This is a genomic window from Ilumatobacter sp. (assembly GCF_030065885.1).
Taxonomy (GTDB): Bacteria; Actinomycetota; Acidimicrobiia; order Acidimicrobiales; family Ilumatobacteraceae; genus Ilumatobacter.
Genome location: NZ_JASJCS010000114.1, coordinates 1 through 20,287 on the forward strand (window position 1 = coordinate 1; position 20,287 = coordinate 20,287).

Sequence of the window (20,287 nt, forward strand, 5' to 3'; positions counted from 1 at the left end):
GTGCCGAGCAGGTCGAGCGTGGTGTTCTCGAGCTTGAGGCCGACGTCCTCGCTGATGACCTGACCGCCGGTCAGGATCGCCATGTCCTGCAGCATCGCCTTGCGTCGCTCGCCGAAGCCCGGCGCCTTGACGGCCGCCGACTTGAACGTGCCGCGGATCTTGTTGACGACGAGCGTGGCGAGCGCCTCGCCCTCGATGTCCTCGGAGATGATGACCAGCGGCTTGCCCGACTGCATGACCGTCTCGAGCACGGGGACGAGCTCGCGCACCGCAGTGATCTTCGACGACACGAGCAGCACGTAGGCGTCGTCGAGCGTGGCCTCCATGCGGTCGGTATCGGTGACGAAGTACGGCGAGATGTAGCCCTTGTCGAAGCGCATGCCCTCGACGAGGTCCATGTCCATGCCGAACGTCTGGCTCTCCTCGACCGTGATGACACCGTCCTTGCCGACCTTGTCGATCGCGTTCGAGATCATCTCGCCGATCTCGGTGTCCGCCGACGAGATCGCGGCGACCTGGGCGACCTGATCCTTGGTCTCGACGTCGACCGCGATGTCGCCGATGGCCTCGACGGCCGCGTCGACGGCCGCCTCGATGCCGCGCTTGACGCTCATCGGGTTCGCGCCGGCCGCGACGTTGCGCAGACCGTCGCGCACGAGCGCCCAGGCCAGCACGGTGGCGGTCGTCGTGCCGTCACCGGCGACGTCGTCGGTCTTCTTCGCGACCTCCTTGACGAGCGACGCGCCGATCTGCTCGTACGGGTCCTCGAGCTCGATCTCCTTGGCGATCGAGACGCCATCGTTGGTGATGGTGGGGGCGCCCCACTTCTTGTCGAGCACGACGTTGCGGCCCTTCGGCCCGATCGTGACGCGAACGGCGTCGGCGAGCTTGTTCATGCCCGCCTCGAGGCTGCGACGAGCCTCGGTGTCGAATGCGATCTGCTTCGGCATCTGCGTGTCCTCCGTTGGACGGTCGTAGCGAGGGATGCTCGCCGGCGCCCTCGCCGATCGAGCGCTGGCACTCTACCGCTGCGAGTGCTAACCGGACAATGGAGCGCCGACCGGACGATGGAGTGCGAACCGGCACCGACACGGGGACGGTGCTCGGAATGGAAAGCCGACTGGTCTGGTTATCTTTTGCGCTATGTCTGTCACCGTTCGCATTCCGACGACCCTCCGCCCGCTCTCGGGCGGCAACAAGCAGGTCGAGGTCGATCCCGGTTCGCTGTCCGAGGTGATCACCGGTCTCGATGCCGCCCATCCCGGCTTCGCCGACCGACTGCTCGACGACGACGGCGGCCTGCACAAGTTCGTCAACGTGTTCGTCGACGACGACGACGTCCGGTACCTCGACGGCCTCGACACCGCCGTCGCCGACGGCATCACCGTCAGCATCATCCCCGCAGTCGCCGGAGGCTGACGACCGCGCACTCGCCGGAGGCGCACAGTCACCGTCGGCATCATCCCGGCGGTGGCCGGGGCTGGCCACCGCGACCACCCGGCAGCGCTCCACGCCTGAGGCGGCATCGTCGCCGACCTTGCGGCCGCTCGGTAAGTTCCGGTCGTGCGCGTGCTCGCAGCGGTCGACAAGTTCCGGGGGACGGCGACCGCGGCCGACGTCGCTGCGGCGATCGGGCACGCGTGCTGGGAGCGCGGTCACGACTGCGTCGAGCAGCCACTCGCCGACGGCGGCGAGGGGATGCTCGACGTGCTCGGCGGCCCGAACCGCACCTCCACGGTGACCGGGCCGCTCGGAGCACCCGTCGACGCCGAGTGGCGGCTGTCCCGTGACACGGCGATCATCGAGATGGCACGGGCGAGCGGCCTGGTCCTGGCCGGAGGAGCCGAGGGCAACGACCCGATGCACGCCACCACCGCCGGCACCGGCGAACTGATCGACGCCGCCGTCACTGCGGGCGCCAGGCGGATCATCGTCGGACTCGGTGGCTCCGCCACCACCGACGGCGGCCTCGGCGCGCTCCGGGCGATCCGGTCACCTGCGCGCCTCCGAGGAGTCGAGTTGCTGGTCGCCTGCGACGTCACCACGACGTTCACCCACGCCGCTGAGGTCTTCGGCCCGCAGAAGGGAGCCACGCCAGCGCAGATCAAGATGCTGACGAACCGCCTCGAGCAGCTCGCACAGCAGTACCTCGCCGAGTTCGACGTCGACGTGACCCGCATCGAGGGTTCGGGCGCGGCGGGCGGGATCGCTGGGATGCTCGCGGCGCTCGGCGCCAAGCTCGTCCCCGGGTTCGATCTCGTCGCCGACGAGGTCGATCTCTACGACCGACTCGACGAGACCGACCTCGTCATCACGGGTGAGGGACACCTCGACGCCCAGAGCTTCGAGGGCAAGGTGGTCGGCGGCATGGCCGAGCTCGCCGCCGAGCACGACCGACCGATCGGCGCCGTCGTCGGCATCGCAGACGACGACGTCGCGGACCGGATCCCGACGTGGTCGCTGGTCGAGCTCTTCGGTGCCGAACGATCCCTTCGCGAGCCGCTCTGGTGCATCGAGCGCGCCGCCGGCTTGCTGCTCGACGACCTCGGCGGGTGACGGCGCTCAGCCCTCGGCGCTGCCGGCGATCGTCGGGTTGGTGACCACGGCGACACCGGTGTCGGCCTCGGGCGCGAGCTCGGCGAGCGTCTTGCCCGCCTTGTCGTTGCCGAGCATCAGGAGCACCCCGGCGCCGTTCAACTCGCCGTCGATCGTCGGCGGCGTCTCGGGCATCGGCGCGACGGTGCCGACGCCGCCGAGCACACGACCGAGCGACTCGGCCACGGACTGCGCAGCGGCATTGGCCGCGTCGTAGTAGATCACCGACTCCTCGATGTCGCCGATCGTCGAGCTGGCGTTCGTCGGATCGACCAGGGTGAAGCCGGCACCGGTCTCGAGCGCACGCGTCATGCTGCTCGCGGAGCCGCCGACACCGTTGGCGTTGGCGACGATGACGTCGGCGCCGGCGGTCACGATCGGCGGCACGGTGGTGGTCGGCGGCAGCGTCGGCACGGTGGTGCCGCCGGCCGTGGCATCGTCGTCGGTCTCGTCGTCGCCGCCGTCGGCGTCGTCGGAGTCGGCGGCCGCGCTCGTGTCGAAGTCGAGTGGGGTGTCGCCCCCGTCGCTGATCGAACGCAGGATCAGGAACCCGGCGACCACGGCGACCACCGCGAGCACGATCGCGAGCGCGCCGCTGACCGGCGCCCCGCCATCGCCGGCGCGTGGCGCGCGGCGCGGCATCTGGCCGGAGCCGTCGGGTACTTCACTCATGCGTTCACGCCTCCCTGGGCATCGGTGCCGGTGTCGAGCCGCTCACGGCGGCGCCGGAGGCGTTGACGCTGCAGGCGGCGGATCACCAGCGGGTCGTGTTCCAACGCCTCCGGTTGCTCGAGCAGTTCGTTCAGCTCGGCATAGTACTCGTCGGCCGAACACTGGAACCGCGCACGGATGAGCGTCTCCTTGGGTTCGTCGAAGGTCCAGAAGGAACGTTCGAACTCCAACATCGCCTGGTGCCGCTCCGTGATCACGCGTACAGCCTGGCCGTCGGGCAGGGTGCTTTACAAGCACCCCCTCCCGTAAGTTGTCGGTCGTGTCCGATCCGGCGTTTCCCGAGCCCCGAACCCAGCGGCCGTACCTGATCGGCGTGGCCGGCGGGAGCAACTCGGGCAAGACCACGATCGCCACCCGACTCTCCGAGCTGATCGGTGGCGAGCACCTCTCGCTCATCAAGCTCGACAGCTACTACATCGAACGGAGCGACGAGCCGATCGAGGTCCGAGCGGCGGCCAACTACGACCATCCCGACGCCTTCGACTGGCAGCTGCTGAACGACCACCTCGCCGCGCTCTCGGCCGGGGCCACCGTCGAGGTACCGATCTACGACTACGCGATCCACGATCGATCCGATCGCTGCGAGACCGTCTTCGCATCGAAGGTGGTCGTCGTCGAGGGGATCCTCGTGCTCTGGGAGCCGCAGCTGCGCGAGAGGTTCGACCTCAAGATCTTCGTCGACACGCCGCCCGACCTCCGGATCATCCGCCGCCTCCGTCGTGACGTCGCCGAGCGGGGGCGAACCCCCGAGAGCATCCTCGACCAGTACCTCGCGACCGTGCGACCCAGCCACGAGCGGTTCATCGAGCCGAGCAAGCGCTACGCGGACGTCATCGTGCCCGAGGGCGGCCTCAACCGGCCGGCGCTCGAGGTGCTCCTGGCCAGGGTCCGCGAGCTGGTCAATCAGCGCTGAGCTGCGGCGCTCGTATCGAGGTCGCAGCCGGGAACGAACGGTCGACGCGAGTCAGCCGTCGGTCGTCTCGTCGTCCGTCGTTTCGTCGTCGGTCGTCTCGTCGTCGGTCGTCTCGTCGTCGGTCGCCTCGTCGTCGGCGGGTGCCGTCGTCTCGGGGGCGACCAGGCCCTGCAGCTCCGCGAGGGTCTTGTCGGCGGTGTCGTTGCCCATCGCGACGAGGACCGAGGCCTCTCCGACGTCGCCCGATTCGACGGGCGCCGGGACCGTGAGCTCTTCGACGCTGATGTCGCCACCGCCGAGCGCGGCACGAAGCGAGTCGGCGACCGCCATCGCGTTGGTGTTCTCGGGGTCGTAGTAGATCTTCGTGACCTCGAGCTGGCTCTCGGTGCTGTTGGTCGCATCGCCGGTGGTGAAGCCGGCGACGGCGAGTTGGTCGGTCATGCGACCGGCGGCGCCGTTGATGCCGCTGGCGTTGGCGACGACGACGGTCGCACCCTCGGTGACCAGCGCGAGCGTGGTCGTGGTCGTAGGCGCGGCGGTCGTCGTCGTCGCTCGGACGACGGTGGTGGTCGGCGCCGCGCTGGCGACGGTGCTCGTGGTCGTCGACGAATCGGCGTCGTCGTCGTCATCGCCGCCGCAGGCGACGATCGCGAGCGAGCCCACGACCAGCGCAGCGATCGACCGAGTCGTGGCCGATCGTCGCTCTGCACCGGTGGACATGCGGATGGTGGTCGAGTCGGACGGTGCGCGTCTCACGGTTCCACGGTAGTCACCGGCGCGCGGGTGAAGCGGGCACCCCGCCCGGGTCAGATCTCGGCGTCGATCGCGGCGACGAGCTCGCGGGCCTCGTCGCCGGCGACGGCGGCCGTCTGCGGCTCCTGCCGCTGCGCCGGCGCGGAGGGCAGATCGGCCAGCACCAGGACGAGCCGATCGATGACGTCGGCGTCCCATTGGCTGCCGGTGTGCTCGCGGAGCACCGACAGTGCGGTGGCCACGGAGACTCCCGTGCGGTAGGGGCGATCATGGGTCATCGCGTCGAACGCGTCGCACACGGCGATGATCCGGCTGTCGAGCGGGATGTCCGCGCCGCGCAGCCCGTCGGGGTAGCCCTGGCCGTCCATCCGTTCGTGGTGAGCGCGAACGATGGGCGCAGCGGCGGCGAGCGTGGGCTCGGCGAGCAGCATCGACTCGCTGTGCAGCACGTGCTCCTTCATGACCTCGTACTCGTCGGTGGTGAGTCGGCCGGGCTTCTTGAGGATCTCGTCGTCGATCTCGAGCTTGCCGACGTCGTGCAGCATCGCCGCGAGCCCGAGGTTGCGAAGCCGGGCGCCCGACAGGTGGAAGCGCTCACCGAGGCGGATGGCCATCTCGCCGGTGCGGATGACGTGCTCCCGCGTGGTCGCGTCCTTCCGCTCGAGGTCGGCGACGAACCGGTGGACCACGGGGGACAGCCCGAGCTCGAACGCCACGAACGGGTCGCGGACGAGCACCGGTGCGAGCACGTCGTGGGTCGTGCGGTTCATGCCCTTCGACAGCACCATGCCGGCGCAGGTGCCGACGAGCGACACGGCGCCGAGCAGGTGCAGCCACCAGAATGCGCCACCGAAGTCGGTCTCGATCGTCGGCAGGAACGCGGTCAGCCCGAGCGCGGCCAGCGACATCGCCGCGATCATGTTCGGCGTCTGACCGCCGAGCTCGAACAGACGGAGCTGACGGAGCGCGAGGAAGCCGAACGCCGCCATCATCGCGATCGACGCGCCGAGCGTGACCGGCGACGAGGCCGACGGCGCGGCGATGGCGTCCGGGAAGAAGGCGACCACCGAGCCCACGATGAACACGCCGAGCACGGCGAGGAGCGTCCAGTCGCGCCAGTGGCGGGCGGCCCACCGCCCGAATCCGGACGACGTGACCAGGAGCGGCACCGCCACGGCGATCGCCAGGGGCAAGAAGAGGAAGGCGGCGGTGTGGAACGCGTCGGTGTCGTCGAACAGGACGTCGGGCGTCACCAGCGCCCGCACGAGCAGCATCACCGATGCGGCGAGCAGCGCGGTGCCCAGCAATCCCATCTCCGCGATCTCACGGCGATCGGCGACCGCGATCACGACGGTGGCGGCGCCGATGCCGACGACGGCCGCCACGACACCGAGGACGAACAGTGCGTTCGGCTCCACCCACCGACCGTCCCCGACGGCCCCGAGCGAGACGAGCGCCGTGATCGCGGCGAGCGTCGAGGTCACGAGGAACCAGGTCAGGCGGGCACGGGACTGGCGTGGTCGTGGCGTCACATCAGTGTTATCGGTCGGATGCGAACGTCCTTGAGCGTGTCTTGCCGATCGGTCCGACCGCGGCGGGGGCCGGGGCCGGCGCCGCAGGTTGGCAGCCGTCGGGCAATCGCTGGATTCCCGGGCCGATCCAGCGCGACACTGGACGTAGCGAACGCGGTCGTGGGCGGCCGTCGCCGAACCACCGTACGAGCGGAGCACTGATGCGGGTCTTCCTCTCCTTCTCATTCCGTGACGACGACAAGGAGCTCGTCGAGCGACTCCAGTCGCTACTGCGATCGCACGGCGTCGGTTCCCGGACCGGCCGCGTCGCCGACGGCGAGCCGCTCACCCCGGCGGTGCAGGGCATGATCGACGAGTGCGATGCGGTGGTTGCGCTCATGACCCGCCGCGACAAGCTGGAGGGACAGGAGCGGTGGCGCACGCACCCGTGGGTTCGCGACGAAATCAACTACGCCCGCAACGGAGAGAAGCCCGCGATCGCGATCCTCGAGGACGGCGTCGAGCCTGAGGGCATGTACGCCGAGAACGAGCGCATCCACCTCGACCGCGCCGATCCGCTCGATGCGTTCCTCAGGTTGTCGCGACAGCTGGCGAGCTGGAAGAAGGGGTTCGGGCGCACCGTCAAGGCTCGCGTGCTCCCCGACGAGATCGGCCACGAGGCCGACACGTGCAAGTACCGGTTCTGGACCGACGGCCACAGCGGCGACTGGGTCGACGCGCCGCTGATCCCCGCGCAGGGCGGCACCGAGCTGCTCATCCGTGGGGTGCCCGACGAAGACGCCCTCATCGAGCTGCAGGTCGACCGGCAGGGCAACGGCGGGTGGCGCTCGCGGGCGATCGGGCAGTACGTGACCATCGAGCTGCAGCAGGCCATTGGTCGGGCCGGCGGTGAGGTACCCCCAGGAGGTCGGCCATGAGCCTTCGGATCGCGCAGGACTCCGACTACCGCGGCGAGAACAGCTGGGCGTGGTCGGTCTGGATCGAGGGCGACGAGCTCGACCAGGTCGATCACGTGGCGTGGCATCTCCATCCCACGTTCCCCGAGCCGATCCGCTGGCGGTCGGACCGCTCCGACGCGTTCCGACTCGAGGCACGGGGCTGGGGCGAGTTCGAGATCAAGGCGACGCTCTACGACGAAGCGGGCCAGCCCACGGTGCTGACCCACTGGATCGAGCTGGGTGGCGCCGAGCGGAGCGCGCCCAGCAAGGGGCGGGTCTTCATCTCGGCGTCGTTGCGTGACACCGCAGTGGTGGACCGGCTGCGAAGCGAGCTCCAATACGAAGGCGTGCAGGCCGAGGACTCCCAGTCGGCGCTGGCCGGGGAGGACTGGGAGACCGGCATCGAGACGTCGATCTCGCGAGCCCAGGTCGTCATGCCCGTCGTCAAGGGCGAGATCAGCCCGATCGTCGAAGAGGAGATCGACATGGCGGTCGCGGCCGACAAGCCGATCCTCCCCATCCTCGTCGGTGAGACCGACGTCCCCGAGTCGCTCGCCCGCTTCCAGGTCGTGCAGGTCGCGGACGACGACGACGTCGGCGACGCCGTCGCGGCGGCACATCAGTACCTGGCCTGATCACATCCACCGGGCCACGGCGGTCCCCGCGGCCGAGGAACCGGTCAACTACACGCAGCTGCCGAGCTGATGGTGCGGTTCGGGGTGGCCGGCGTCAGGGCGTGCGGCGCCGACGCGGGGCGCTGCGCGAACAGCCACTGCGACGAGAACGGGTTCCACCCGAGGTTGACCGGCGAATCGAAACCGCCGTAGTAGCCGTAGTGCTGCGTCGCGTAGCCGTCGGTGTACCCCGTGTAGTAGAGCCTCGGGCCGTAGACCGACGTCGCAGTCTGGAAATGATTGAGCCACCACGGTGTCATCATGCCGCCGTTGTTCCATCCGAAGATGCCGTTCTGGAACACCGCGGTGAACCACTTCGTGTAGTTGCCGAAGATGCCGTCGACGACGATCGGGCAACCGTTCGAGTTGACGACCGCCTGCCAGAACCCGGACATGTTCGAGTACTTGTAGCTGGTGGTGCTGAGGGTGATGTTCGGCCCACCCCATGCCCACTGGTTGAGCCCGGACCCGGCGTGCACCACGCCGTCTGACGACGTCGGCACGACAGCGGTCGCGGCAAAGAGAAGCGCTACGGTCGCTCGACGCCTGGTCTTCCGCACCCGACTACTCCCCTCTCGATCCCATGCTTCGGGCGAGCGACTCGACGACCTCGACGGTCGATTGCGCCGACGGCACGTCCTTGAACAACGTCTGACCGGAAACTGCGATCGAGAGATCGCCGAGCGTCGCCACCGCGACGATCAGCGACCCGTCCTGTGGCCCGATGTCGTAGATCTCCCAGCTCAACGATTCGGATTCGAACCGTCCTCGGAGCTGATCGTCCGGATACAGCGGTCGCTCGTCCTGCAGGACAACCGCCACCCGGCAGCAGTCACCGACGAGCCAGCGCGCCTCGTCGATCACGAACGCCGGTCGGGTCTCCGCGTTCGCCGACGCCAGTGGATCGGGCTCGGCCTCGACGGGGACTCGTCCACCAAACGACCTCGACGGGGCCGTGACGACGAACGATGCCGAGTCGGCGTGCACCTCGCTCGGCTCGCTCGGCGTTTGCGCCGCAGTCGACGCCGGCGCCAACGAGCTCGCTGGCGGGTCGCCGGGCGCTGGCGCCGTAGGTGGAGCAGTCGGCTGAGGCGCGCCGACGGTCAGCGGCGCCGAGGCGTCGACAGGCGGGAGCGCATCTCCACCGGCCGGTGCATCGTCACCGCAGGCCGAGGCACACAAGATCAACCCGATCACCAGGAGTCGAACTCCTCGCTCGGCGCCCATATATCGACTCTCGCGCCGCATCGAGATGGAGTCAACGAGTCAACACTGGGCAGTCACATAGTGCTTGTCACATCGCGCTGTGGAACAGTCGCACCGCTCGCGACACACTCCATATGGATCCCTGGTGCCAGACCTCTATTGTCGAGATACTCGGCCCTCCCATTGACTCGCTGCAGCAGGCACGGCCACACGCTCGACATCGTGGCGCGAGGGGGCGCAAGCGCACGACCTGCGGACGGCCGCGTGGTCCCGTTCGTGCAGCACCTCTGGTGGAGGCGGGGACAGGGGCGACAGGCTCCGGCGACGTTGCGGCGAGGAACTCGGTGCGGTCGAGGCCGCTCCGGTGAAGCCGACGGTCGTCAGGGGGTGTGACATGATGACGACGGCGGCTCGCCGCGTGTCCGTTCCTTCCCCTGAGAGCACTGCGATGACCATGTCGAACCCAGCCACCTCCCGCCCGACGGTCGCCTACTTCTGCATGGAGTACGGCTTGCACACCGACCTGAAGCTGTATGCCGGCGGCCTCGGCATCCTCGCCGGCGACTACCTGAAGGGTGCTCACGACCACGAACGACCGATCGTCGGTCTCGGCATCAAGTGGAAGCAGGGCTACACGGACCAACGCATCGGCGACGACGGCCGGCCCTACGACAGCTACCCGGTGCGCGAGTACGACCTCGTCGACACGGGTGTCGTCGTGCCGGTGACGATCCGCGACCACGAGGTCCACGTGAAGGTCTGGCGGACGGAGGCCTACGGCAACGCCCCGATCTACCTGCTCGACACCGACATCGAGCCGAATGCGGCGCCGGACCGGTGGATCTGCGGACAGCTCTACGGCTGGTTCGCCGAGGAACGGCTGGCGCAGGAGATCGTGTTGGGCGTCGGCGGCGTGCGCGCACTGCGCGCGCTCGGCATCGACGTCGACGTGTACCACTTCAACGAGGGCCACGCCGTGCTCGCCGCGCTCGAGCTCATCCAAGAGCGCAGGTCGCAGGGCGTCGACTTCGAGGACGCATGGCAGGCCACACGCGACGAGGTCGTCTTCACCACCCACACCCCGGTCATCCAGGGCAACGAGAGCCACGAACTGCGAACCATGGAGTACATGGGTGCGACGCGGGGCCTCACGCTCGAGCAGATGGAGCGGATCGGCGGCGACCCGTTCAACATGACCGTCGCCGCCCTGCGAGTCGCGCGACGGGCCAATGCGGTCGCCGAGCTCCACGCCGAGACTGCGAACGACATGTGGGAGCACGTGGACGGTCGCTGCGAGATCGTCCCGATCACGAACTGCATCCACACCCCCACGTGGGTCGATCCCCGGATCACCGCTGCGTTCGCAGCCGGCCAGCCCCTCCGGCCCGTCCACGACGAGATCAAGTCGGAGTTGATCGACTTCATCGAGGAGCGGACGGGTGCCCGGCTGCGCCAGGATCGGATCATCATCGGTTTCAGCCGCCGGGCCGCGCCGTACAAGCGCAGCGACCTCGTGTTCAGCGACATGGACCGCATCGGGCCGTACCTCGAGCGCGGCGACGTGCAGATCGTGTTCAGCGGCAAGGCCCACCCGCTCGACGACACGGGCAAGGACATCGTGGCCCAGCTCGTCGAGATGTCCCGGCGGTTCCCGAACGCCGTCGTGTTCCTCCAGGACTACGACATGGAGATCGGCAAGATGCTCACGCGGGGCAGCGATGTCTGGCTCAACAATCCGCGACGCCCGCAGGAGGCCAGCGGCACGAGCGGCATGAAGGCCGCCATGAACGGCGTGCTCAACTGCTCGGTCCTGGACGGCTGGTGGCCCGAGGCCTGCGAGGACGGTGTCAACGGCTGGCAGATCGGCGACGGTTTCGAATCCGACGACGTGGACGAACTCGACGAGCACGATGCCGCGGCGCTCTATGCCGTCCTCCTCGACAAGGTGCTGCCCACGTTCTCGGACGATCCCGAGCGGTGGGAGTCGATGATGCGCGCGAGCATCCAGTCGACGTCGGAACGCTTCGCCGTCGAACGAATGCTCGACGACTACGAACGACTGCTGTACCGCACCGGCTGAGCCGCCCGGTTGCCGGCCTCGCGGCACCCTCCTCAGCCGGCGGCGCGCTCGCGCAACGCCACGGCTGCCGCGACGTCGTCGGCCGAGAGGCCGTCGGCCCCGACGTCCATCGCCCGCTTGATCTCGTCGCTGCTCGCAGCGTCGCAGCGCGCCGCGATGGCCGATCACCTCCATCCGGCGGTCGACCCAACCGTCCCGCGCTCAGCGTCCACGCGACGCACGGTAGTGATCCACGACTCAGCCCGCGCCGACGCGATGATGGGCACCCGCTCTGCCGTGGCGAACGCTCGGAACGCTGCACGACACGACCTTGGGCCCTAGGAACGCGCGTCCGCCTGACAACCTCCCCGCAGAGCACAGCTAGGGCTGCAAGTCCCGCACGGGACCGTCACACCGGGCTTCTCAGCTTGCGAGCCGTTGCCGCACTGACCGTCAGATTGCGCAGGGCGGTTTGAGCGGCCAGAACTCGCGCCTCGGAAGCCTCCCACCTCCGATCGCCTGCTCCCCCGGTCCGAGCTGGAAGCCGCAACGCGACGAGGACCACGACGCCGGTGAGCAGGATCAGGACTGCAGAAACGACGAAGGCGCCTTCCGGCGGAACGTGGCCAACGGTGATGGTTGCCAAGGCGGGCGCCAACAGGCTGCCCAGGGATCCAACGGCCGTCTTGATACCCATTGCCCGAGACCGATGTTCCTCAGGTGTGATGTCCAGGTACGCGGCGCTCAACGCCGGATTGACCAAGGCCTCGCCGAGTCCAGCGATGACGAAGGCGGCGATGATCACCCCGTAGACATCCGAGAGCATGAGCCCGCAGTACTGAGCGGAGTGCAGGACGAGGCCGAGGACGAGGATCGGCTTGCGCCCGAACCGGTCACTGGATCGCCCCAGCGCGAGATGTCCGATCAATGCGGCCCACCCGTAGCAGCTGATCATTGCGCCGAACTTCGCCGTCGACAGGTTCAGGTCGTCGAAGGCGTAGAACGGCAACTGGGGGTCGACGAAGAACCACGCGAAGATCATGCTCAGGTTGACGAAGAGCAACGTGCCGAAGGCCAACAGCGGGTGTGGGAGCGACGCCACGAACGACGCGGCCGTTCGCATGTCGGGCGCCAATCGCTCGGCTCGCTTCTCGTGGAGGGCCGCTCTCCGTCGCTGCTCCCTGGTATTGGTTTCGGGGATGGTGAAGATGGCGACCAGGAGGGTGAGCAGCGCGATGCCGATCGAGGCCAGGAACGGCGGACCGTAGCCCCACCGGTCGTAGAGCAGACCCCCTACGACCGGTCCGACGATGAATCCCGCCGATGTGCCGCCGCCGACGACACCGATCCAACGAGCTCGCTCATCCCGAGGGGCGATGTCGGCGATCAGCCCCATGGTCGCCGGGCCGAGCCCAGCCGTCAGCGCCCCGGCCAGGCCACGGATGACGATGAACACGACTGAGGTGGCCGCAACGTAGTAGCCGGCGAAGGCAGCCGCGAACACGGCGAACGAACCGAGGATCAGCGGCCGTCTGCCGAGGCGATCGGCCAGCAACCCCATGATCGGCGCCATGATCACGCCCGCCAGCGAATAGGCCATCACGCTGATCGCCAGGACTGCCACGCTGTCGCCGAAGTCGCTGATCTTCCGGGCGAAGAGCGGGAAGATCATGCCGTAGCTGGTCATCTGGAGCGCCGTGCACCCCGCCAACACGATCATGATCGTGCGAGCACGACGCGGGTCGATGTCTGGGGTCGCCACCCGCGCTGCCTGTGCGACGACCCCCATGTGGGCGTGGGAGTCGTCGGGATTCACACCGTGGCTCCGAGCTCGACGAGCAACGTGGCCAGATCCATGTAGATCGTCTCGCGCTGGACGAGTCCTCCGTTCACGTCGTAGACGGTCACGCCCCGGAACTGGATCGTGCGACCCGTCGGATCGAGCTGCTCATCGAAGAATGGTGGACCCAAGGGCCCCGTGTGCGTGCCGGTGAAGACCCACTCCGTGACCACCACGTCGTCGGCGGCGATCGTGCGCTTCACCTCGTAGGCGACCTCGCCGAAGCCGCTGAGCCAGACCGGGAAGAACGCTGAGCCCTCTTCTCCGGACTTGGGAGAATCCTCGAACGCGTCGCCGTAGACCCAATCCAGGACGTAGTCCTCTGCGTGGAGGGACTCCATCGTTTCGAGGTCACCTGTGGTGAGGGCGGCTACCAGCTTCGAGACCACCTCGAATGCAGACGGGTCGCTCGATGAGCCGTCGTTCTTCATGTGCCCTTCCAATCGCGCCACCGTTCCAGCTGCGTCTGCAGCCCCTCGTCTTCTTTCACGGAGCCCCCCGGGCGGGGGCAGCCCGATTGGACGCCCCGCTACGCATCCAGGCCGCGGAGCCACGTCCCGAACTCGGCGGCGGCATTGGGCCCCTTCGACTTGAACTGGCCCGTCACGCTGGCGCCGCCCGCTTCGAGCGAACTCGCCATCTTCCCGAGCGTCTTGCCGACCGCGATGGCATACGTGGTGAAGACGGCGACGCGCTTGCCGCCGAGGGGTTCGAGCCGCTCGATGAAGTCGATGGTTGCCTGCGTCGGGCCTTGGCGGATGACGTAGAGACCCTTGGTCCAGCTGCCGACGCAGATCACATCCGCAGCGGAAACCGCCGCTGGATCGGCGTCGTGGATCGACTCCACGCTGCACTCGTGGCCAGCGGCGCGCGTCATCTCGCCCATCTGTTCGGCCGCAGCCTTGGTCGTCCCCGTCGAGCTGTCGTACACGATTGCGACTCGCATCATCGGTGCTCCTTCCTCCACGCTCCACTCCCGCACATCGTCCGAGCTGCTCACAGAGCCGAAGGTCCGTTCGGCTCGGCAGAAGTGCCATTCCGCAGGAGATCGAACTGCTCGGGGACTTCGACGATGCAGGTGGAGGCACCCGAGCCGCGCACCGCTTCGCGCCGGGCCGCTACGTTGCTGGGATCACAGCGTGCCGACCGGAAGAGGAAACGTGAGCCGAGATCGAGAGTTCGACGTCATCGTGTTCGGTGCGACCGGTTTCACGGGTCGCCTCGTCGCCGAGTACCTGGTTGGTCGGTACGGCGTCGATCGGGACGTGAGCTGGGCGATGGCGGGGAGGAGCCAGGGAAAGCTCGAAGCGGTGCGCGACGAGATCGGAGCGCCGCCGGGCACCCCGCTCGTCGTGGCCGACAGCGACGATGCCGCATCGCTGACGGCGATGGCCGAGCGGACGCGCTGCGTGCTCACCACGGTGGGGCCGTATCTGTGGTACGGCGAGGGGCTCGTCCGGGCGTGCGCCGAGACCGGAACCGACTCCGTCGACCTGAGCGGTGAGGTGTTGTGGATGCGCCAGATGATCGATCGCTACCACGAACAAGCCGTCGAGAGCGGTGCCCGGATCGTGCATTCCACCGGCTTCGACTCGATCCCGTTCGATCTCGGAGTGCTCTTCCTGCAGCAGGCAGCGGAGGAGCGGTTCGGCAATCCGTGTCAACGGGTACGCACCCGGGTCATGGACATGCGTGGCGAGTTCTCGGGGGGCACCGCGGCGGCAGGTAGGGCCACCGTGCAAGCGCTGCAGGCAGACCCCGATCTGTTCGCCGTACTGCTGGATCCGTTCGCCCTCGCGGATGGGTTCGAGGGGCCGGAGCAGCCCGACGGCGACACAGCGATCGACGAGGACATCGTCGGCGGCTGGTCGGGCCCGTTCTTCATGGCGCCGATCAACACCCGGAACATCCACCGTTCGAACGCGCTGATGGGGCATCGCTACGGCGAGGACTTCCAGTACGACGAGATGCTCTTCGCCGGGCCCGGCGACGCCGGTCGCCAGAGAGCCGAAGCCATGAAGGGGATGGCTGCGGTCGGTGGTGACGACGATCCTGCGCCCGGTGAGGGCCCGTCGAGAGAAGTACGCGAGGCCGGCGGCTACGAGCTGCTGTTGATCGGCTCCCACGCCGACGGCGGCGAGATCCGAGCGCGAGTGACCGGCGACAAGGACCCCGGCTACGGCTCGACCTCGAAGATCATCGCCGAGGCGGCACTCTGCTTGATCGACGACCGCCCGGACACGCCCGGTGGGATCTGGACGCCCGCGGCTGCGCTGGGAGAGAGGCTGATCCCACGCCTGGTCGATCGCGCCGGCATGACGTTCGATCTCGCTTGAACCCGAAGGTCGGTCTGCTCGTCGTCGACCCCGCCGACAACGGCCGCTACATCCAGGTCCGCGGCGACGCCGAGTTGGCCACCGACGGGGCGCTCGGACACCTCGACGAGCTGACTCGTCGGCACACCGGTCACCCCCGGTACTACGGAGGACGTGAGACCGGGGTCATCTGCAGGATCCACGCTCGACGGATCCGCGTCGACGCCATCCATGCGTGAGGCAGTCGGTGGTGCGCGCCGCCGGCGGCGTGTGGTCGCGTCGTGACGTTCTCCTCTTCTCGCCGCATCTGACCGACGCGACGATGGACGCGAGTCACTCGTATGAGGAGGTCAGACGATGGAAGGCCAGGACGAACGCAGAGCTGCTGCCGTCGCCAGGATCACCGACAAGCGGGAATTCAGGAACCACGCCTTCGTGTACTGCGCGGTCAACGTACTGCTCGTGGTCATCTGGGCCGCGTCGGGTGCCGGCTACTTCTGGCCGATCTGGGCGATCGGCGGATGGGGCATCGGTCTCGCCGCTCATGCCTGGCGGGTCTACGGGGAGAGGCCCATCTCCGAAGCCGACATCGTCGAGGAGATGCACCGCAGCCAGCCGTGAGTCGTTCTCGGAGACGGACAGGGGCACCCTCGCCGCGACCGACGACGGATCGATCACGACGGGCCTGAGGTCTCTGGCCGGGGTCCGGTCTGCTCAGCGACGATGGTCATGTCTCTGCCGGGCTCCGGCTCGGCTGATCGAAGGAGGAGATCGCATGGCGTTGCGACGTGGATTGGCCGAGCGAACGACCGTGACGTTCCGGTTCGATCAGGATGATTTCGAGTTCTTCTTCCAATGGCTCGCGGGCGCCCAGACCCATGGTGGCTCCGAGGTGGGAGAGTCGTTCTACGCGGCGTCCCAGATCGCCGACGGTGACGTCGAGGGATGGGTGCGGGAGTGGTCGTCGTTGGCGGATCGGGTGGAGGCGCGTGCCAGGTCATCGTCGGCGGGGGGCCATCGGGTGAGCGCTCGTGAGGCGTTCCTGCGTGCGTACTTCTACCGGCGGGCGCCGCTGGCGTTCATGCACCCGACCGACGCTCGCTACCGACCGACCTACCAGGCCGCTCGGGAGCTGTTCAGGGAGGGAGCAGCGCTGGCTGATCCCGTCATCGAGCCGTTCCAGATCCCGTTCGAGGGCGCCAACCTGACCGGCTACCTGATGCGGCCCGGTGGGAACGCCGTGCCCCGCAAGACGATCATGATGTTCGGCGGCGGCGACACGTTCGTCGAGGACCTCTACTTCTACCTCGGCCCCGCCGGGACCGAGCGGGGCTACAACGTCGTCGTCGCCGACCTGCCCGGCCAGGGCATCTTGCCCGCCGACGGCCTCGTGATGCGCGCCGACGTCGAGGTCCCGATGGCGGCGATCGTCGATCACGTCCTGCAGTACGAGTCGGTCGATCCCGAGCGGCTGGCCGCCTTCGGGATCAGCGCCGGCGGCTACCTGATCCCGAGAGCAGCCACCGTCGACAAGCGCATCCGCGCCTGTGTCGCATCGAGCGCGATCCTCGACTTCCACGACCTGTGGACCCGCAACACGAGCCTGGCCAAGCTCGCCCGACTCGAGAACACACCGGTGATGAGACTGCTGGAACGTCTGCCGTCGCGGCGCGTCGCTGCGGTCTCCCGCTTGATCTCCACCTACCAGTGGCGGTGGGGCGCCGGCTCGATCACCGACCTGCTGGAGGCATCGAAGCCGATGACGTTCGACCCGGCACGACTCAGCTGCCCGACCCTGGTGCTCATGGGTCAGCAGGAGTACGAGAAGTTCGAGGCCAGCCGGGAATGGGCCCATCGCTGCATCGACGAGGCGGACACCGAGCACAAACGGCTCATCGTCACGCCCACCGACGAGGGTGCCGCCACGCACGCCATCGGCACCAACCTCTCGCTGATGAGCCAACTCGTGTTCGACTGGCTCGACGAGACGTTCGACGACAGGACCACTGAGGTGGTCGAGCCAGAGCAACTGGTGACGGCATGAGCCTCCAGCTGGCATCGGCATCGGTGTGGAAGCAGATCGAGCGCAACAACTTCGCCGTGCTCGGCATGGTCACCGCACGCCACCAGGCGCGCACCGTCGGCATCGTCTACGTCGTCGACGACCACCGGCTCTACATCGGCGCCGGCCGAGATCAGTGGAAGACCAAGCACATCGCGCAGAACGGCGACGTCTCCATGACCATCCCGATCGCCAAGCGGGTCCCGCTCGTGCCGTGGGTCAAGATCCCGGCAGCGACGATCACGTTCTCGGGCACCGCGCGCGTCCTCGAGAAGGACGAACTCGGAGAGGCGCTGTTCGAGAGGCTGTACCGACACGACGCCGAGCGCGGTGGATGGTGCGCGATCGAGGTCACCCCGCAACGGCACTTCATCACCTACGGCATCGGTGTCTCGCTGTGGGCAATGCGGTCGCCGGACCGATCGCGAGCGCGCGTCCCCGTCGAGTCGGATCGAGGATCAGCGCCAGTGGTCTGACGCGCCCACGTCGGACGACAACGACGGCTGCGTCATCCCGCACGCCGATCAAGGATCTCCGGGTTCACTCGGCGCAGCGGTGAACTGCTGCGAGCCGGGTGCGGGAATCGAACCCGCGACCACATGATTACAAGAGCCGCCCGAGGCGTCCGGCGAGTGTTAGCCCGTGCTGATTTCTGCCACTTGAGCTGGGGTTTCGCGAGTTCGTCGTGTTGGTCCGTGTTGCTGGAATCTGCCCACATCCGACCCGTTCGTGGGCAATCCGTGGGCGCGAACGGAAGGTCCCTTGGGTTGCGAAACAATCGACAGGACACGATGCGCCGAGCATGCCTGGTCACTCAGCTGCGGCAAGTTCTTCAGTGTCGATCCAGCCGGTGGTGTAGTTCTCGATGGACGCAAGCCAGCGACTGGGATCGCGGACCCAGGTCGCACCTCTGAATGGGACATCGTGACAGACGGTGAACATCAGCGACTTCCGCGCTCGTGATGCCATGACGTGCAACACCGACAGCTCATCCTTGACCTCTTGCTTGGTCTTGGCTCGGTAGTAGGGGACATGCCCGTCCTCCAATCCGAGCACCACTACGCGGTCGAACCCCTGGCCCTTGCCGAGGTGGCCATTAAGAAGGTGAAGCCCCGGCCGGGTAGGCGAATCGGGGTCACTTGCCACCCGGATCCCGGCAACGACCTCGCTGAGCGGTGCTTCCCGCACGAGATCAATTAGCGAGTCGGCGGCCTCTGAGAGCTCATCCAAGAGAGCCTCGTCATCGCCGGAGACGCTCTCTGCGCAGCGCAGGAACAACTCCTCAACTCCACTCACCCCTTCGCCAGCGACCCGCACAGCCGCGCCGACGTGGCGGACCAAGAGTCCGACGACACCAGGCCGATGCGCCGGGAAGTCCCAGACCTCTGCGGTAAGGCCCTGGGCCTGCACCGCGGCATCGACCGCTTCGCGGCGGTGTTTCGCCCGCACCATGACTGCGATCGACTCATCCGGATGCGCTGCCAGCCAGAAGGATACAACCTCAATAACCCGCGCTGCCTCAGCTCCCGGGTCGGCAAACCGCTCGATGACCACTTCGCCTTCCACTGACCACCCAGCGTCGGGCGCAACCGAGATCTCGGAGCCGCCGAGGCCGATGCTGATCGCACTCACGATGGCCACGATGTTTGGGGCCGATCGGTAGGAGGCTTCGAGTGCGACTTCTTGTTCCGCACGTGCCTCAATCGCCTCGTAGACCTCCGCGGGGCAGCACCAGCGAACCCGTAAATGCCCTGGGCCCGGTCGCCAGCGAACACCGTCCGGCCTAGACCGAGCCCGGATATGAGTTCGAACTGCGGCATGGAGAGGTCCTGCACCTCATCGACCAGGAGACAAACGAAGCGTCGTCGATACAGCTCTTCGATCGAAGGATTGCGAACGATCAACAGCCCGAGACGAATCGCGTCGTCGTGGTCGATGCGACCGTCCCGTCGGAGGGCGGTCTCGTACGCAAGCGCAGCCGGCGAGCCGGCGAGCCGCTCGAGTACTTCCGAGTCGCTGTAGCTACCCGATTTCGCGTGGCGAATGAGATCATCGAGTTCATCTGCCGCTATGCGGAACTCGTCGCAGATCTGGCGACGCAGTGAACGCAACGATCCCCGTTGCGGTCCTAGCACTGCTTCCGATCGTCGACCGATGACCGGGCCGTGGTGTCGCAGCAGCCGCAGGCCAAGCCCGTGGAAGTTCATGACGCAAACCTGTCGCCAGTAGGTTGACCCCAGCTCCCGCTCGAGGCGAGTTCGGAGATTGGCCTTCGCCTTGTTGCTGAATGTCAGCGCGAGGATCTGACGCGGTTCTCTCACCTGCCCACTGCGGACGAGCATTCCAGCGCGCCGAGCGAGGTGCTCCGTCTTGCCGCAGCCTGGCGGCGCCGTGAGTAGGGCGTCGCAAATCGATAGATCCTCGATCCAGGTCTCAGCATCGACCTTCTGAACGGGCGACGTCGTCACGACCCGCAGGCGTGTTCGAGGATGGCCGAGACAGCTTCGAAGTTGGGACCGTCGCTGACGGTGAGAGCGTCGCGGATTGCAATCGCGGCCAGCGTCTTGCGCTTCTTGTGCCGGCAGAAGGCCTTGAGGTCCTCCAACGTCACGTCATCGAGTTGATGCTGGTCTGTTGCCTTCAGTATCTGCGGTTCGACGAATAGGCC

24 protein-coding genes are annotated in these 20,287 nt (G+C 67.7%); 11 read left to right on the forward strand and 13 right to left on the reverse strand.

Annotation, left to right across the window (positions count from 1 at the left end; genetic code table 11):
* A partial coding sequence (gene groEL / locus QNJ12_RS19290) for a chaperonin GroEL (RefSeq protein WP_300625145.1) occupies positions 1 to 950 on the reverse strand: 950 nt, incomplete at its 3' end.
* Between the two features lie 193 nt (positions 951 to 1,143).
* On the opposite strand from groEL, the gene QNJ12_RS19295 reads away from it, so the two are divergent.
* Both QNJ12_RS19295 and QNJ12_RS19300 read left to right on the forward strand, forming a co-directional pair.
* On the forward strand, positions 1,144 to 1,419 hold the full coding sequence (locus QNJ12_RS19295) for a MoaD/ThiS family protein (protein ID WP_300625147.1): 276 nt from the start codon (positions 1,144 to 1,146) through the stop codon (positions 1,417 to 1,419).
* A gap of 144 nt (positions 1,420 to 1,563) precedes the next feature.
* Positions 1,564 to 2,556, forward strand: a complete 993-nt coding sequence (locus QNJ12_RS19300) for a glycerate kinase (RefSeq protein WP_300625149.1) — start codon at positions 1,564 to 1,566, stop codon at positions 2,554 to 2,556.
* A 6-nt stretch (positions 2,557 to 2,562) separates the two neighbouring features.
* Here QNJ12_RS19300 and QNJ12_RS19305 read toward each other — a convergent pair whose 3' ends face one another.
* Both QNJ12_RS19305 and QNJ12_RS19310 read right to left on the reverse strand, forming a co-directional pair.
* Positions 2,563 to 3,267: a LytR C-terminal domain-containing protein gene (locus QNJ12_RS19305; protein WP_300625151.1), complete on the reverse strand. Its 705-nt coding sequence runs from the start codon at positions 3,265 to 3,267 to the stop codon at positions 2,563 to 2,565.
* Positions 3,264 to 3,524: a DUF3263 domain-containing protein gene (locus QNJ12_RS19310; RefSeq protein WP_300625153.1), complete on the reverse strand. Its 261-nt coding sequence runs from the start codon at positions 3,522 to 3,524 to the stop codon at positions 3,264 to 3,266. Before QNJ12_RS19310 ends, QNJ12_RS19305 begins: the two co-directional genes overlap by 4 nt.
* A 62-nt stretch (positions 3,525 to 3,586) precedes the next feature.
* Between QNJ12_RS19310 and udk the strand changes: the two genes are divergently transcribed.
* On the forward strand, positions 3,587 to 4,240 hold the full coding sequence (udk, locus tag QNJ12_RS19315; protein WP_300625154.1) for a uridine kinase: 654 nt from the start codon (positions 3,587 to 3,589) through the stop codon (positions 4,238 to 4,240).
* Between the two features lie 51 nt (positions 4,241 to 4,291).
* Here the strand turns inward: udk and QNJ12_RS19320 are convergent, their stop codons facing one another.
* Positions 4,292 to 4,996, reverse strand: a complete 705-nt coding sequence (locus tag QNJ12_RS19320) for a LytR C-terminal domain-containing protein (protein ID WP_300625155.1) — start codon at positions 4,994 to 4,996, stop codon at positions 4,292 to 4,294.
* Between the two features lie 50 nt (positions 4,997 to 5,046).
* Positions 5,047 to 6,477: an HD-GYP domain-containing protein gene (locus QNJ12_RS19325; RefSeq protein WP_300625157.1), complete on the reverse strand. Its 1,431-nt coding sequence runs from the start codon at positions 6,475 to 6,477 to the stop codon at positions 5,047 to 5,049.
* Between the two features lie 248 nt (positions 6,478 to 6,725).
* Between QNJ12_RS19325 and QNJ12_RS19330 the strand changes: the two genes are divergently transcribed.
* Both QNJ12_RS19330 and QNJ12_RS19335 read left to right on the forward strand, forming a co-directional pair.
* A complete protein-coding gene (locus tag QNJ12_RS19330) occupies positions 6,726 to 7,442 on the forward strand; it encodes a toll/interleukin-1 receptor domain-containing protein (RefSeq protein ID WP_300625159.1) in 717 nt (238 codons plus the stop codon).
* Positions 7,439 to 8,098, forward strand: a complete 660-nt coding sequence (locus QNJ12_RS19335) for a pYEATS domain-containing protein (RefSeq protein WP_300625161.1) — start codon at positions 7,439 to 7,441, stop codon at positions 8,096 to 8,098. The genes QNJ12_RS19330 and QNJ12_RS19335 overlap by 4 nt, the downstream gene beginning before the upstream one ends.
* A 44-nt stretch (positions 8,099 to 8,142) precedes the next feature.
* Here the strand turns inward: QNJ12_RS19335 and QNJ12_RS19340 are convergent, their stop codons facing one another.
* Together QNJ12_RS19340 and QNJ12_RS19345 are read right to left on the reverse strand one after the other, a co-directional pair.
* A complete protein-coding gene (locus tag QNJ12_RS19340) occupies positions 8,143 to 8,640 on the reverse strand; it encodes a hypothetical protein (protein WP_300625163.1) in 498 nt (165 codons plus the stop codon).
* 61 nt (positions 8,641 to 8,701) lie between these two features.
* Positions 8,702 to 9,124 (reverse strand): hypothetical protein, encoded by a 423-nt coding sequence (locus tag QNJ12_RS19345; protein ID WP_300625164.1) that lies wholly within the window; start codon positions 9,122 to 9,124, stop codon positions 8,702 to 8,704.
* 673 nt (positions 9,125 to 9,797) lie between these two features.
* Between QNJ12_RS19345 and glgP the strand changes: the two genes are divergently transcribed.
* Positions 9,798 to 11,423: an alpha-glucan family phosphorylase gene (gene glgP, locus QNJ12_RS19350; protein ID WP_300625166.1), complete on the forward strand. Its 1,626-nt coding sequence runs from the start codon at positions 9,798 to 9,800 to the stop codon at positions 11,421 to 11,423.
* A 388-nt stretch (positions 11,424 to 11,811) separates the two neighbouring features.
* Here the strand turns inward: glgP and QNJ12_RS19355 are convergent, their stop codons facing one another.
* From QNJ12_RS19355 to QNJ12_RS19365, 3 genes are all read right to left on the reverse strand, one after another.
* Positions 11,812 to 13,218 carry an MFS transporter gene (locus QNJ12_RS19355; protein WP_300625168.1) on the reverse strand — a complete coding sequence of 469 codons (1,407 nt, stop codon included), beginning with the start codon at positions 13,216 to 13,218 and terminating at the stop codon, positions 11,812 to 11,814.
* Positions 13,215 to 13,673, reverse strand: a complete 459-nt coding sequence (locus QNJ12_RS19360; RefSeq protein WP_300625169.1) for an ester cyclase — start codon at positions 13,671 to 13,673, stop codon at positions 13,215 to 13,217. Before QNJ12_RS19360 ends, QNJ12_RS19355 begins: the two co-directional genes overlap by 4 nt.
* Before the next feature lie 98 nt (positions 13,674 to 13,771).
* On the reverse strand, positions 13,772 to 14,191 hold the full coding sequence (locus tag QNJ12_RS19365) for a flavodoxin family protein (protein WP_300625170.1): 420 nt from the start codon (positions 14,189 to 14,191) through the stop codon (positions 13,772 to 13,774).
* A gap of 211 nt (positions 14,192 to 14,402) precedes the next feature.
* Between QNJ12_RS19365 and QNJ12_RS19370 the strand changes: the two genes are divergently transcribed.
* The 5 genes from QNJ12_RS19370 to QNJ12_RS19390 all read left to right on the forward strand — a co-directional run bounded on the left by QNJ12_RS19370 (position 14,403) and on the right by QNJ12_RS19390 (position 18,095).
* A complete protein-coding gene (locus QNJ12_RS19370; protein WP_300625171.1) occupies positions 14,403 to 15,578 on the forward strand; it encodes a trans-acting enoyl reductase family protein in 1,176 nt (391 codons plus the stop codon).
* Complete coding sequence (locus QNJ12_RS19375; protein ID WP_300625173.1) at positions 15,575 to 15,796, forward strand: pyridoxamine 5'-phosphate oxidase family protein; 222 nt, start codon at positions 15,575 to 15,577, stop codon at positions 15,794 to 15,796. The genes QNJ12_RS19370 and QNJ12_RS19375 overlap by 4 nt, the downstream gene beginning before the upstream one ends.
* A gap of 118 nt (positions 15,797 to 15,914) precedes the next feature.
* A complete protein-coding gene (locus QNJ12_RS19380; RefSeq protein WP_300625175.1) occupies positions 15,915 to 16,178 on the forward strand; it encodes a 2TM domain-containing protein in 264 nt (87 codons plus the stop codon).
* A gap of 154 nt (positions 16,179 to 16,332) precedes the next feature.
* Positions 16,333 to 17,601, forward strand: a complete 1,269-nt coding sequence (locus QNJ12_RS19385) for an alpha/beta fold hydrolase (RefSeq protein WP_300625176.1) — start codon at positions 16,333 to 16,335, stop codon at positions 17,599 to 17,601.
* Entirely contained in the window at positions 17,598 to 18,095 is a 498-nt protein-coding gene (locus QNJ12_RS19390) for a pyridoxamine 5'-phosphate oxidase family protein (RefSeq protein ID WP_300625178.1), read from the forward strand. The genes QNJ12_RS19385 and QNJ12_RS19390 overlap by 4 nt, the downstream gene beginning before the upstream one ends.
* Positions 18,096 to 18,429: 334 nt before the next feature.
* Here QNJ12_RS19390 and QNJ12_RS19395 read toward each other — a convergent pair whose 3' ends face one another.
* The 3 genes from QNJ12_RS19395 to QNJ12_RS19405 form a co-directional block, all read right to left on the reverse strand.
* Positions 18,430 to 19,251 carry a 3'-5' exonuclease gene (locus QNJ12_RS19395; protein WP_300625180.1) on the reverse strand — a complete coding sequence of 274 codons (822 nt, stop codon included), beginning with the start codon at positions 19,249 to 19,251 and terminating at the stop codon, positions 18,430 to 18,432.
* Positions 19,248 to 20,087, reverse strand: a complete 840-nt coding sequence (locus QNJ12_RS19400; RefSeq protein WP_300625182.1) for an ATP-dependent helicase — start codon at positions 20,085 to 20,087, stop codon at positions 19,248 to 19,250. The genes QNJ12_RS19395 and QNJ12_RS19400 overlap by 4 nt, the downstream gene beginning before the upstream one ends.
* A partial coding sequence (locus QNJ12_RS19405) for a hypothetical protein (protein WP_300625183.1) occupies positions 20,084 to 20,287 on the reverse strand: 204 nt, incomplete at its 5' end. The genes QNJ12_RS19400 and QNJ12_RS19405, both read right to left, overlap by 4 nt.

Bases quoted from the DNA above. Each gene is read 5' to 3' on its own strand.
- QNJ12_RS19295 (WP_300625147.1), top strand. From the start codon at position 1,144: ATGTCTGTCACCGTTCGCATTCCGACGACCCTCCGCCCGCTCTCGGGC.
- QNJ12_RS19305 (WP_300625151.1), bottom strand. From the start codon at position 3,267: ATGAGTGAAGTACCCGACGGCTCCGGCCAGATGCCGCGCCGCGCGCCA.
- QNJ12_RS19330 (WP_300625159.1), top strand. From the start codon at position 6,726: ATGCGGGTCTTCCTCTCCTTCTCATTCCGTGACGACGACAAGGAGCTC.
- QNJ12_RS19335 (WP_300625161.1), top strand. From the start codon at position 7,439: ATGAGCCTTCGGATCGCGCAGGACTCCGACTACCGCGGCGAGAACAGC.
- glgP (WP_300625166.1), top strand. From the start codon at position 9,798: ATGTCGAACCCAGCCACCTCCCGCCCGACGGTCGCCTACTTCTGCATG.
- QNJ12_RS19360 (WP_300625169.1), bottom strand. From the start codon at position 13,673: ATGAAGAACGACGGCTCATCGAGCGACCCGTCTGCATTCGAGGTGGTC.
- QNJ12_RS19365 (WP_300625170.1), bottom strand. From the start codon at position 14,191: ATGATGCGAGTCGCAATCGTGTACGACAGCTCGACGGGGACGACCAAG.
- QNJ12_RS19380 (WP_300625175.1), top strand. From the start codon at position 15,915: ATGGAAGGCCAGGACGAACGCAGAGCTGCTGCCGTCGCCAGGATCACC.
- QNJ12_RS19385 (WP_300625176.1), top strand. From the start codon at position 16,333: ATGGCGTTGCGACGTGGATTGGCCGAGCGAACGACCGTGACGTTCCGG.
- QNJ12_RS19390 (WP_300625178.1), top strand. From the start codon at position 17,598: ATGAGCCTCCAGCTGGCATCGGCATCGGTGTGGAAGCAGATCGAGCGC.